Raw genomic sequence first — 12,625 nt, forward strand, 5'->3', positions numbered from 1 at the left:
GAATCATCAGTTGGCACAAAAAAGCTGATACAGGCTTTCTAGCATTACCGCCACTTTAGGATCTGATACCTGATAATAGATGGTGGCACCGTCACGACGAGTTGATACAATTTCAGCTTTTCGCAGACTAGCTAAGTGCTGAGATAAAGCAGACTGCGTAAGCGGCACCATCTCATTAAGCTGACTGACACTTAACTCCTGTTTTTGCAGTGAACACAAAATCATCAAGCGGTTTTTATTTGCCATTACTTTTAGTAACGACTCCGCCTGCTCGGCATTTTGTGCCATTTGCTCAAGATCCATGCTGACTCCCTAATAATAAATTTGCACAAAGTATAGACACAAACATTAGCAATGTCTAATATTAGAACAACCTAATATACTGTAATTTCATTATGACCTTACATCCTCTACTTCGATTAGTTGCTGGGGTGGTATTTGCAATTTCCTGACTGCTTACACATTTTGTCAGTCTCGATTGAGTCTGGTTGAGTGCATTTATATGTGTCAATTTGGTGCAGTCTGCGTTTACAAACTGGTGTCCGATGATCACCATTTTGAAGAAACTTGGCATTCAGGACAGGTAAGCCATAATGAGACAAATAAACTTATAAGGAGTGACGTATGCTGATATCTGCCCAAGATGTCTTAAAAACGGTAAAACCAAATCAGCGCTGTATCGATGCAGCGCAAGCAAAATCAGAAATTACCCAAAACAATGGCTTGGTCATTGACGTTCGAGAGCCCGCTGAACATAGCCAAAAGTCGGCTAACGGGGCAATCAATATTCCTCGCGGTTTATTGGAGTTTAAACTTCCAGAACTGGAAAAAGACGCAGACCGACCAATTTATTTGCACTGTGCTGCCGGTGGCCGTGCTATTTTTGCCGCAGAGCAACTTACCCGTATCGGTTACACCAATGTCAGCGTAATTACCTGCAAAGCTGACGTAGTGTGTGACACGTTTTAATACCAATTTGCTTAATTAAGTGGTCTATTTTGAGGCGAGAAAATCTTGTCGATAACTCCGCTACCGCGTCCTGCTATCGCTAAGGTACCTACATCCATATAGGCAAGGCAAAAATTTTGCTATTTAGTTGTTCTAAATGAGAAATTTTTAACGCTGTTAGCGTCAGATTTACTCCTTCAAATTGAGCAAGTATTAAGTCAAATTGGTATAAGCTCGCTGGGCATACTTGTATATGCCCACAGCTTTCCTACGCGCGGTTTGGAATAATTTTGATTTCTACCCGGCGATTTTGTGCTTTTCCTTGTTCAGTTTGATTGCTTGCAACAGGTTGGGATTCTCCCATCCCTTCAGCATATAATCGCGCCGGTAACACGTGTTGAGATAACAGGTATTGCTTCACGCTATTAGCACGTTGCTCAGACAAAGTTTGGTTGAAACTCGCTGATCCCGTGGAATCTGTGTGACCAACAATCGTAAGGAATGTCTTGTCGTATTGTTGCATCACACGCGCAATGCCTTGCAATGTGTTATAGAAACTCGGGCTGATCGCGGACTTACCACTGGCAAACGTAATATTTGAAGGTAACACTAAACGCATTTGTTCACCTTCTCTAACAACTTCTACGCCAGTCCCTGCGAGCTCTTGGTTAAAAGCTGCTTCCTGCTTGTCCATATAATTACCAATAGCTGCACCGGCGATTGCACCAACCGCAGCCCCAATTGCTAAGCGCTTGTCTTTATGATTACCGGTTGCTTTTCCTAGCACAGCCCCAGTCGCCGCACCAATCGCTGCGCCTTTGCCGGTATTATTCATTTCACACCCTGACAGTGCAGCGACAACCACCACACCCACTAACACATTTCTTGCATTCATCTTAACACCTGAATTCATTTCGACCTGATTGTGCATATTGTTGCAATAAGTGATTAACGCTCGCTGAAGTGCGGTTTATTTTACTGTTACGGTGTTACTGTCGAGACATGCTGAGAAATTGGTGGCAATTTATATTTTGTCACAACCGGATCGAGTTTCTTTTCCACTGCTAAACGCTGCATAGCTTGACGAATTCGCTGTGCTAGCACTGTGCTATGAAACTGCGTACTCATTGCCATATGACCGTAAATAGCCTGACTATGGCGATAAGAGACCTTTTTTAACTTTTCAATGGGTTGCCCTAATACTTCCATCGCAACTTCAGCGGTATCTTCAACTGCAATCACCAAATCCACTCGGCCTTTTAACAGTAAATCAAATGCCACTCGCTCACTAAATACAGGGACTTTATTGAGCTGTCTATCCGCGTCAAAGCGAGGATAAAATACGCTACCGCGCATGACGGCGATACGATTGGTATAGAGATCCGAATATTGTTCAACTTCAATATTACTGTCTCTTCTGGCATAGAAGACAAAAGAGGAGGTCAGCGCCATATAAGCGGGATCGACAAAATCTATTACTTTGTCTCGCTGTGGTGTTTTGATAAGCCCCCCCATCACATCCACCTCTCCTTGTGCTAGCAAACGCATACATCGTGAAAATGGGCAAGGAACTGTGTTTATCTGATAATCAATATTGGACTGTGCGCGAATAATTTCTAGAATGTCTAAGATTAAACCGTGTACTTTGCCATTTTCCGCAATAATGCTGTATGGCGGGGCGTGATCAACAGCAACATTTATTTGCTGGCTATAAACAGAAAAACTTGCCAGTAAAGCAAACAAATACCGCAATAAACTCATTTGCATAATCATTGTCCAATTGTAGCTGTTACACCAGTTGGCTAGCTGGCACTAAACACACCAAAGTCATAAAATTGTCATATAAAACTGTAAGGATACAAGGTTAACAATATCACAAGGTATACTATGTTTTTGAAAATATTTTATCAGTTTTTTTTACTAGGCTGCACAAGTTTTGGAGGCCCTGCTGCCCATTTAGGATTTTTTAAAAAACACTTTGTCGATAACTTGAAATGGCTCAGTAGTGAACGCTATGCCAGCATGATCAGTCTATCTCAGGTTCTCCCAGGACCGGGCTCTAGCCAAGTGGGGTTTGCCATTGGCCTTGAACGAGCAGGGATAATAGGTGGAATAGCCGCTTTTTTAGGTTTTACGCTCCCCTCCTTCTTGCTAATGCTGCTACTGGCATTAACAGCTGGTCAGCTTTCAGGTTCTGCACTTGCGATTATTGACGGTCTTAAGCTGTTTGCAGTAGTGATTGTCGCCGATGCGGTACTCAGTATGGCTAAAAGCTTCTGTAAAACCATGGCACTTAAAATTGTCACGTTTATTGCAACATTGATATTACTATTTTTGCCAAGTTTAAACGCTCAAGTAGGGCTACTCGCAGTGCTCGCCGTTGTCGGTTATTTTTACGCTTTTAGTAATGTACCGAGTCAACAAAGTAGCCAACACACTTACCCTAACTGGCCCGTGCTTGCAGTATTCATCGGTTTATTCTTACTGACCTTTGCGGCACTACCAACTCAGATCTTCGCCGAGTTTTATCAGGCAGGTGCATTGGTATTTGGCGGTGGACATGTTGTTTTACCATTATTACAAAGCAGTGTTGAGAACATCCAGCAAGAAACCTTTTTAACCGCCTATGCAGCTGCACAAGCAATCCCAGGACCAATGTTTACCATAGCAAGCTTTCTTGGTGCAATTGCCGAGCAGACAAACCCAGTTTTGGGCGCAGCAATAGCGACACTGGCCATTTTCTTGCCAGGTCTGCTATTAATGTGGGCGTTTCATCAGCAGTGGCAGTCACTCATCGCACTACCCCGCTTTGCTAGTATTAGCGCGGCATTAAACGCAGGAGTTGTTGGTATTTTAGCGGCGGCATTATATCAACCAATTTGGCAGTCTGCGGTACATAGCGTGCTGGATTTAGTGGCTGTGGTGGCGGGTTTTATCGCCTTGAAGTGGTTAAAGCCGGCGATCTGGCAATTACTCATCGCCTTTATCGTATTTGGGCTGATCTCAGGCAGTTTGTAATACTAATTAATTCAGGACTCTCTATTTTGAGGAAAGTAAATCTTGTCGGTATGATTTACTTCCTCCCATTATGCAGACATTAACACAAGCTGGGGTCGCTTATGCCTTAATCGCTTCTCAGATTAACTACCTCTCACCAGCTCTCACCTTGACGCGATGCGAACCAAAATAGTCACTGACACTTTGATATGGGCGAAGACCGAACACAGGCATTACACTGAGCATATAGTCAAGAATATCCGCCTGTAAGTGCTCATAAACCACCCAGCGCTTATCACGGCTGAAGCAGTAAAACTCGAGAGGCAAGCCATGTTGAGTCGGCGCAAGCTCTCGTACCATACATAAACACTCTTGGTTTATCGCTTCATGTTGCTTTAAATAAGCTTCACTATAGCGCCTAAACAGCCCGAGGTTAGTAATATCACTGGGTATGTCTTCGAGTGATTCAATTAAAGGGTATTGTGTGGTTATCGCTGCTCGCTGCGCTTCGCTTAACAACTCGATACTAGTAAAGTCAATATGAATTGCGCGTTTAATACGACGTCCCGCAGACTCCTGCATTGCTCGCCAGTTTTTAAATGAATCAGAGATAAGCATATAGGTTGGTATTGTGGTCACGGTGTTATCCCAATTACGCACTCTGACTGTATTTAAACCGAGATCTATTACTTCTCCATCCGCGCCAAAGGCATCTACTTGGATCCAATCACCAGTAGTCACAAGCCGGTTAGCGGCGATTTGAATGCTGGCGACCAACCCTAAGATAGTATCTTTAAATACTAAAATAATTACAGCAGCGATCGCACCAAAACCTGACAGAATATAAGTCGGTGATTTATCGACAAGAATGCTCACCACTAAAATAGAGCAGACAATAAAAATCAGCAACTTAAGAACTTGTATAATGCCCTGAATTGGCACTTCCTTCGCAAATGGAAACAAGTTATAAACACCGTTGGCTAAGTTCACCAAACTGCTAAATAGAAAACCTGACGCGACAACCAACAGTACATAAACCAAGCTCTCCATAACCACAAACACCCAAGCTGGTGCAACAAACAAGCGCTCATGATAAGCAGAAAAAACCAAAAGGCATAAAACAAAGGCAAAACGCCCGCTAAACTTACTTAGTTGTGGTGCAAGGTGACCTATTTTTCGCGGTGAAATATGACGGGCAAGGTTCTCTACGTTAGGCAGTACAAGGCGCCTCACAACCCAATATAAAAATAGTAAGCCAACTACCGCGATACCATTTGTGAACAAGGCACTAATCACAGTGCCTTGTGGTAATGCTTCTAACCATGGCTGGACAACATCATGGAGGTGGTCAAACTTCATAGTTGCTTTATCTCCTCACTGAGTGTGTCTTCAGGTGCTGATCGGCGTAGCCAATGCGCTTCTAATTGGCTGTCTTTGCGCTGCCATACTGTATTCATAAAAGCTTGAAACTGTACTCGGTAGGCCTTATCACTTTGATAGTTACCAAGGGGAATATCCGCCATTGCAATATAATCTATTTTTATATCTATCGTATTAACACGTCCAAGCATAAATGATCGGCAAATATGTTCACCGTCTAATTCATAGACCAACGTCGCATTAAGCATCCCGTCAAGCTGATCAGAGAGCACCTCTAAAGCAAAAGCAACACCACCTGCTTTTGGCTTGAGCAAGTGCTTGAAAGGGCTTTGTTGCCGCTGATGTTTCGCTTTTGTGTGGCGAGTACCTTCAACAAAATTGATCACCGTTGTTGGATGGTCACGAAAGTTACGACAGCTCGATTTGGTGCGCTCTACGTCCATGCCTTTTAGTTTAGGGTTTTTAGCGATCTGCGCTTTACTTGCCCGCTTCATAAAAGGCATACCCATTGCCCACGCGCCAGTACCAATAAAAGGAACATATTTTAGCTCATCCTTTAAAAAGAACTTAGGTGCGGGCAATACTTCCATGGCACTAAGCACAACAATGTCCAACCAGCTGAGATGATTAGAAATTAACAAATACCAACCTTGCGCATGCAGCTCTTTTGGCAAACGTACATGGATTTTATCGCTAGCAATACGCAGCCCAATGTGATTCCCTTTACACCACATTCCGTAAAAAAAGTGCAGAGCTGTTGAAATAAACTTTAAGGGTATCAGTAGCTTTACGATACCGAGCAACAACACAAGTAAACCGCACACAAAGGTGTTAACCAACAGCCAAGCGCTGGCTGAAAGTCCAAGAAACCACTTAGGTAGTATTTGTTTTAACATCACAACTTCCTTCTACTACTATTTTTCAGCAAGCTCGACCAGTTGCGCATCTTTAGCTTGCCACAGCGCGTTTAATTCAGATTGAAATCGCACTCTAAATTCAGGGTCATTGATATAATCACCAATTAAGTTTGCGCTTACTGGCATTACTTCTACCTGAACGTTTACTGACTTCACTTTACCACCAATAAAATCAGCGAAGGTTGGCACCCCGTCAGGGTAGTGAATGGTAACATTCACTACTTTGCTGATCTGCTCTCCCATCGCTTGCATTACGAATGCAATGCCACCGGCTTTAGGTTTTAGCAAATAGGTAAATGGACTTTTTTGCTTAGAATGCTTTTGCTCAGTGTAACGCGTACCCTCAACAAAGTTTACAATACTCACTGGCATTGTTTTAAACTTTTCACATGCTTTTCGCGTTGTTTCTATATCTTTACCCCGCAGTTTAGGGTTTTTCTTCAATTGAGATTTACTCGTTCTCGTCATGAATGGAAAATCTAAAGCCCACCAAGCAAGTCCCAACACGGGAACATATAATAATTCCTTTTTCAAAAAGAAATTTAAAAACGGAATTTTGCCATGTAACACTCGCTGTAATACTAATATATCCACCCAGCTTTGGTGATTCGCAATGACCAAGTACCAATCGTTACGTTTCAACTCACTCAACCCGCTCACATTTAATGTATATGGCGCGATAAGATTTTGACTCATTGAGTTACAAGCAACCCAGTTGCTCGCACAAGCTTTGGCAATATAACTCATCACTTTTTGCAAAGGTGAAATCGGAATTAGTTTTAACAGCCCACAGATAAAGATGGGGATAAACCAAAATATGGTGTTTAACGCATACAGTAACAAACTGAGCAATTTTCGAATAAACGACATTCATTCCCTCATTGTGTTTTACAGCTTGTGCGTATCATACCTTGAAAATTACGCACAATTAAGCCGACCAGTGGGTCGGCTATTTTTTATTCTTTATTATAGTTTGAGCTATTAATCCTCAAAATATGTGTACCCTTCAAGACCTGCGTTTAATTCTTGCAGATACTGAGTTTTAACGGATTCAGGGAGGGGTAGCGCCGCAATCTGTTGTGCATAATTGTTTGATAGTGCGGTTTTGTCATAGTGTACAAAACGTAGTACATCTTCGACACTATCACCCTTAATCGCATTAGTTAGTGTGTAGCCATCTTCACTAAGCTCAACATGTACAGAGTCAGTATCACCGAACAAATTATGTAAATCACCCAAGATCTCTTGATAAGCACCGACTAAAAACATCGCCACATGGTATTGCTCGCCCGGAACATACTCAGGAATAGGTAAGCTTGACTCAATACCAGCCCCTTCAACATAGCTGTTTATCTGGCCATCAGAGTCGCAGGTAATATCCTGAATCACAGCCCTTTGTGTCAATGGCTGATTTAGCTTATCGATTGGCATGACTGGAAATAGTTGATCAATCCCCCACACATCAGGCAAAGACTGGAACAAAGAGAAATTCACAAATAGTTTATCTGCTAACTTTTCATTCAAGTCATCTAGCACTTCTCGGTGCGCACGCGCATTTTCACTTAAACACTCACGCACTTTATGCAGCGTGGTGAAGTATAATTGCTCAAGTTGCGCCCACTCTTGCATGCTGATCAACCCATGCACATATTGATCATGGGCGTCACTGAATAAGTGCATAGCATCATGATAGGTCTCTAGTGCCATCCTAGGAGTTAGTTGTGACAACGAGTGCCATAACTCTTGCAATACCAGAGGGCTTGTGTCTTTTGGCTCCACAGGCTCTATCTGGTTTGGCGCCTTCTCAACATCAATTACGTCGGTGATAAGTACAGCATGGTGCGCTGTTAATGCGCGACCAGATTCAGTGATAATATCAGGGTGTGGCAGGTTGTTAAGTTCAGCAATATCATGAAAAGCATGTACTACATTTTTTGCATATTCTGCCACGGTATAATTCATCGAACATGAGCTACGTGAGCCAGAACCTTCATAGTCAACGCCAAGACCACCACCGACATCAACAATACGCAATGGTACACCTAGCTGAACCAATTCTGCGTAATGGCGAGCACATTCTTTTAGTGCACGCTGAATATCGCGGATATTCGCTATCTGAGAGCCAATGTGAAAGTGTACTAGCTGCATCAAGTGCAGACGATTATGAGACTTTAATCGCTCTACCGCTTGTAGTACTTGACTTGCTGTTAGGCCAAACTTACCTTTTTCACCGCCTGTGTTTTGCCATTTTCCTTTGCCCACTGAGTTTAAACGGATCCGGATCCCAATGGCTGGCTCTACGCCTAAATCATCGATTTCTTGCAACAGCGTATCTAGCTCGGAGAGCTTCTCTACAACAATGTTAACTTGATGCCCCATAGCTTGGCCAATACAAGCTAAGCGCAAAAACTCACTGTCTTTATAGCCATTGCATACAATCGTAATTGGTTGCTGCGCGATACCTAAAATCGCCATTAATTCTGGCTTTGAGCCAGCTTCTAAGCCAACTAAACCACTTGGATGCGCCAGCAGCTTGCTCACAACTGAGCGCTGCTGATTCACTTTTATTGGGTAAACACAAGTATACTGGCCCTGATAGTCACGCTGCGCGCGAGCAGCAGTAAAGGCCTGCGTTAAGGTATCAACGCGGTGTTTTAGAATATCAGTAAAGCGCACTAGCACAGGTAAAGTAAGTCCTTGCGCCTTAAATTGTTCCGTTAATTCACACAGAAGAACAGGTGACTTAGTGCGGTCACCGTCAGGAAACGCCACTAGTTGACCCTGTTCATTAATATCAAAATAGCCGTCACTCCAGTGCGTGACGTTATAGATAGAACGTGCTGTTTGCAGACCCCAAGTCATTACTGCTCTCAATTAACTCTTCATAAAACTTCATTCTAATACGCAAGACTGGTCAATGCGACCTAAAGTTGTGTTTTCACTACCTTACAAATTTTAAAAATAACCACAGTGAGATCAACACCAATATGAGGCAAAGTACAAAATGTTGGCTAAAATTGATTGAGCAAAGGCGCAACCACTGGCAGAATTGCGCTAATTTTTATCAAGTGTGAACACAATCATGGCAAACTTAGAAGCAAACCGTTGGTTTACTGAAATTAGCGACCGCGATGGCAGCGCATTTTCACTTAGAGTCAACAAAAAATTAGACGAAATCCAGTCTCCTTTTCAAAAAGTAGAAATGTTTGAGACCACGGATTTTGGTAACCTGATGATCATTGACGGTTGCACTATGGTGAGCACGCGTGAAAACTTTTTCTATCACGAGATGATGAGTCACCCGGCATTATTTTCACACCCTGCACCAAAAAATGTGGTGATCATTGGCGGCGGCGACTGTGGCACATTGCGTGAAGTATTAAAGCACCCTGGCGTTGAAACCGTAACTCAAATTGATATTGACGAAGTTGTGACCCAAATGTCACTGAAATACTTCCCAGAGCTTTGCGAGTCTAACAATGACCCTCGCGCAACCGTGATGTTTGATGACGGCATCAAATACATGCGAGAAGCACCAGCTGAGTCCATTGACGTAATCATTGTTGATGGTACTGACCCTGTTGGTCCTGGTGAAGGCTTATTCAACCACGCATTCTACAAAAGCTGTTTAGCAGCGCTTCGCACAGGCGGTATTATGATCCAGCAAAGTGAATCACCGCTAATGCACATGCCACTGCTATTAGAAATGCGCGATGCAATGCTAGAGGTCGGCTTTGTTGATCTGCAAACTCTGCCTTTCCCACAGCCAATCTACCCAAGCGGCCTGTGGTCAGCAACGATGGCACGTAAAGATGAAAAGTTTGCCGGATTCCGCGAGCAAGATGTTGACAACGCAACATTTGATACTGAGTACTACAACACGGGTATTCACAAGGGCGCATTAGCAACACCTAACTTTATGAAGCGTGCATTCGAAAAGTAAGCCAACCTTGCTTACTACTATTAATATTTATAAGGGCATTAATTGCCCTTTATTTTTTCCAAAAACAGCTGCTTTTGTTCAGGTGTAGCTTGCTGCCACCAATAATCCAACATGCCAACTACATCTGGATGAGCTGATTTAGGTGCTGCTGGCGCGGCAGGCTGTGTGGGATTACTAGGTGTCGAGTAACGTGGCGCAGTCACTTCTGCTGATTGGCTTGCTATCGCACTCACTACTCTAGGCCTTTTTTGAGTAACCACCAAGGTTGTGGCTAACGATTCATTAGGCGCTTGCAACATAATCAATGGCTGGGCGGCAAACGCTTTTGCTGCGACCACATTGTCAGGACGATTAAATTTCACATCATATTGCCCATCTGTATCGATACTGATTGTTGCCCAAAATGGCTTAGATTCAACGGTTTCGTGGTCGTCATAGCCCACCTCATACAGGTCGGTATAACGCATTTTCACTGCATATTCACCACTTGCTAAATCTAGCTCTCTGACTTTCGAAAAAAAAGAGTGCTCGATGGTTTTATCATTCACCTGCAATGGAATAATTTCTTCGGGAAAGCTGAGTAATGCAGCGTGGGAGAATGATGATAAGAACAGTCCCGCTGTTACAAGTGTAGATTTTAAACGCATCTATTCACTCCTTCGTTTATGGGTTTAATACCAGTTATCTTAATTGAGGTTACTGCATAGTCAGATATATCTCCAGCCTTTTTCTATGTACTCAATATACTATTGAGTATCTACAATAGTTGGTTATGCTAGGCATATCATTCACTAATTAAGGAAGAACGATGAGTTCAGAAACCATTTTCACCAAAATTATTAACCGAGAAATACCTGCTGACATCGTATATGAAGATGAAAAGGCATTGGCATTTAGAGATATTAACCCGCAAGCCCCATTTCATGTTTTGGTTATCCCAAAAACAGCTATCGCAACCATTAACGATGTAACGGAAGAAAACTCACACCTCATCGGACACTTATACGTGGTAGCTGCAAAGCTAGCGCAAGAGCATGGCTTTGCCGAAGACGGTTATCGAGTCGTAATGAACTGTAATGAACATGGTGGACAAACGGTGTATCACCTTCATCTGCATGTTTTAGCAGGAAAAGAAATGGGTTGGCCTCCTTACCAAGATACGAAGAAAGGATTAGCCTAAATTATTCCATGTTAATTTATGTAAATAAGTAAGTTATTAATCAACATTATTAAAAACTTACTTATTTCAACAAATTACATTCTGATACATATTCTGCACATATTTTTGATCCATTATTTCACTTTCGTATATAGCGGATTTATCTATCTTGTACTAAAAATTCTAATACAAAAGGTCTGAATCCCATGTTAGCATTGATAAATTGGAAAAAATTAGAGTGTGTCCAAAATGAGCAGTACTGCTTTTTTGTTATTAGATAAAGAGCCTGTTAACACCATTGGTATCAATGTGTTACAGCCATTGTTAAAAACTCAGGGACTGGATGTAACAACAGGAACTGATATCTCAGAAGTGCCTGAAGGCACAAGATTACTTTTCATTGAAACCGCAGTGAATGATTCTTGGGGAAAACTAAAAGAACAACTTGTCAATCTCAAGGTAAAATGTGACATCGTGCTGTTTAACTTAGATGAAAACCCTGAATTAGCGAACCGCGCGCTACTCAGTGGTATTCGAGGTGTATTTTACACCACTGATAATGCCGATGTGCTAATGAAAGGGATCCGACTTTTACTCGAAGATCAACTTTGGTATCGCCGCGACGTAATGTGTAATGTTTTAAATCGCATGCTGCAATTTAATAAGGATGCTCTACATAAGCTTACAGAAGGCGATATAGAGCCAATCAAACTTACGAAGCGAGAGAAAGCGATTATTGCGTTAATGAGTAAAGGCGCGAAAAACAAAGAAATTGCTGAAGAGTTAAACATCAGTCCTCATACTGTAAAAACACACTTATATAGTGCATTTCGTAAAACTAAATGCCGTAACCGCATTGAGTTATTATCTTGGGCTCAGCAAAATATCCCGGACGAAATACGTTAACGATAGATTTCGTCAAATCCAGTACAATATATTTGATTAATTAACCTGAGGTTTGGATAAGGAATGTTCCAACTCATTGTTGCTAAAGCACAACTTAGTTTTTCCTTGTCTAGCCAGCAAGTTTTAGGGAAAACACCGCTCCCGCGTCCAGCTCTCGCTAAGGTACCTACATCCTGTAGGCAGGCGAATTTACGCAGTTAGCGCTAAAACGGGCTGCTAGAAAGACATTAATTATCCGCGGCTCAGGTTAAGTCAATGGCTATCGCGCAATAGCGTCCCCCTTGAGGCACTGCCTTTCTGATCTCAGTGCTTCATTACTTTACTGCCTCAATGAATACCTCTATGCTAAGTTTTTATCATTATCAAAAGCAATTT

General features: G+C 42.4%; 14 protein-coding genes. 6 read left to right on the forward strand and 8 right to left on the reverse strand.

Annotation, left to right across the window (positions count from 1 at the left end):
- Positions 1-6: 6 nt before the first annotated feature.
- Entirely contained in the window at positions 7-303 is a 297-nt protein-coding gene (locus tag J8Z24_RS15800) for an ArsR/SmtB family transcription factor (RefSeq protein WP_252094962.1), read from the reverse strand.
- 185 nt (positions 304-488) lie between these two features.
- On the opposite strand from J8Z24_RS15800, the gene J8Z24_RS15805 reads away from it, so the two are divergent.
- Positions 489-587 carry a YgaP family membrane protein gene (locus J8Z24_RS15805; protein ID WP_286037141.1) on the forward strand — a complete coding sequence of 33 codons (99 nt, stop codon included), beginning with the start codon at positions 489-491 and terminating at the stop codon, positions 585-587.
- A 37-nt stretch (positions 588-624) separates the two neighbouring features.
- Positions 625-969, forward strand: a complete 345-nt coding sequence (locus tag J8Z24_RS15810; protein ID WP_252094963.1) for a rhodanese-like domain-containing protein — start codon at positions 625-627, stop codon at positions 967-969.
- Positions 970-1,216: 247 nt separating this feature from the next.
- On the opposite strand, the gene J8Z24_RS15815 is transcribed toward J8Z24_RS15810, so the two are convergent.
- Together J8Z24_RS15815 and J8Z24_RS15820 are read right to left on the reverse strand one after the other, a co-directional pair.
- Positions 1,217-1,843 (reverse strand): YiaD family glycine zipper/OmpA-like lipoprotein, encoded by a 627-nt coding sequence (locus J8Z24_RS15815; protein ID WP_252094964.1) that lies wholly within the window; start codon positions 1,841-1,843, stop codon positions 1,217-1,219.
- An 86-nt stretch (positions 1,844-1,929) separates the two neighbouring features.
- A complete protein-coding gene (locus tag J8Z24_RS15820; RefSeq protein ID WP_241651635.1) occupies positions 1,930-2,709 on the reverse strand; it encodes a substrate-binding periplasmic protein in 780 nt (259 codons plus the stop codon).
- Between the two features lie 126 nt (positions 2,710-2,835).
- Between J8Z24_RS15820 and chrA the strand changes: the two genes are divergently transcribed.
- Positions 2,836-3,966 (forward strand): chromate efflux transporter, encoded by a 1,131-nt coding sequence (chrA, locus tag J8Z24_RS15825; protein ID WP_125250682.1) that lies wholly within the window; start codon positions 2,836-2,838, stop codon positions 3,964-3,966.
- Between the two features lie 126 nt (positions 3,967-4,092).
- Here chrA and J8Z24_RS15830 read toward each other — a convergent pair whose 3' ends face one another.
- The 4 genes from J8Z24_RS15830 to speA form a co-directional block, all read right to left on the reverse strand.
- Positions 4,093-5,304, reverse strand: a complete 1,212-nt coding sequence (locus tag J8Z24_RS15830; protein ID WP_252094965.1) for a mechanosensitive ion channel family protein — start codon at positions 5,302-5,304, stop codon at positions 4,093-4,095.
- The gene (yihG, locus tag J8Z24_RS15835) at positions 5,301-6,221 is read right to left on the reverse strand and encodes a 1-acylglycerol-3-phosphate O-acyltransferase, YihG family (protein WP_252094966.1); all 921 of its coding nucleotides are present in this window, start codon (positions 6,219-6,221) and stop codon (positions 5,301-5,303) included. Before yihG (J8Z24_RS15835) ends, J8Z24_RS15830 begins: the two co-directional genes overlap by 4 nt.
- 18 nt (positions 6,222-6,239) lie before the next feature.
- The gene (yihG, locus tag J8Z24_RS15840) at positions 6,240-7,112 is read right to left on the reverse strand and encodes a 1-acylglycerol-3-phosphate O-acyltransferase, YihG family (RefSeq protein ID WP_176033755.1); all 873 of its coding nucleotides are present in this window, start codon (positions 7,110-7,112) and stop codon (positions 6,240-6,242) included.
- Positions 7,113-7,223: 111 nt separating this feature from the next.
- A complete protein-coding gene (gene speA / locus J8Z24_RS15845) occupies positions 7,224-9,104 on the reverse strand; it encodes a biosynthetic arginine decarboxylase (RefSeq protein WP_252094967.1) in 1,881 nt (626 codons plus the stop codon).
- Positions 9,105-9,324: 220 nt separating this feature from the next.
- Between speA and speE the strand changes: the two genes are divergently transcribed.
- Positions 9,325-10,185 (forward strand): polyamine aminopropyltransferase, encoded by an 861-nt coding sequence (gene speE, locus J8Z24_RS15850; protein ID WP_125250687.1) that lies wholly within the window; start codon positions 9,325-9,327, stop codon positions 10,183-10,185.
- Between the two features lie 38 nt (positions 10,186-10,223).
- Here the strand turns inward: speE and J8Z24_RS15855 are convergent, their stop codons facing one another.
- Positions 10,224-10,832: a DUF2057 family protein gene (locus tag J8Z24_RS15855; protein ID WP_176033753.1), complete on the reverse strand. Its 609-nt coding sequence runs from the start codon at positions 10,830-10,832 to the stop codon at positions 10,224-10,226.
- Positions 10,833-10,993: 161 nt separating this feature from the next.
- Between J8Z24_RS15855 and J8Z24_RS15860 the strand changes: the two genes are divergently transcribed.
- Positions 10,994-11,365, forward strand: a complete 372-nt coding sequence (locus J8Z24_RS15860; protein ID WP_128731240.1) for a histidine triad nucleotide-binding protein — start codon at positions 10,994-10,996, stop codon at positions 11,363-11,365.
- Positions 11,366-11,593: 228 nt separating this feature from the next.
- Positions 11,594-12,250, forward strand: a complete 657-nt coding sequence (locus J8Z24_RS15865; protein ID WP_125250690.1) for a helix-turn-helix transcriptional regulator — start codon at positions 11,594-11,596, stop codon at positions 12,248-12,250.
- Positions 12,251-12,625: the final 375 nt, after the last annotated feature.

Source organism: Pseudoalteromonas sp. SCSIO 43201, assembly GCF_023716725.1.
Lineage (GTDB): Bacteria > Pseudomonadota > Gammaproteobacteria > Enterobacterales > Alteromonadaceae > Pseudoalteromonas > Pseudoalteromonas peptidolytica.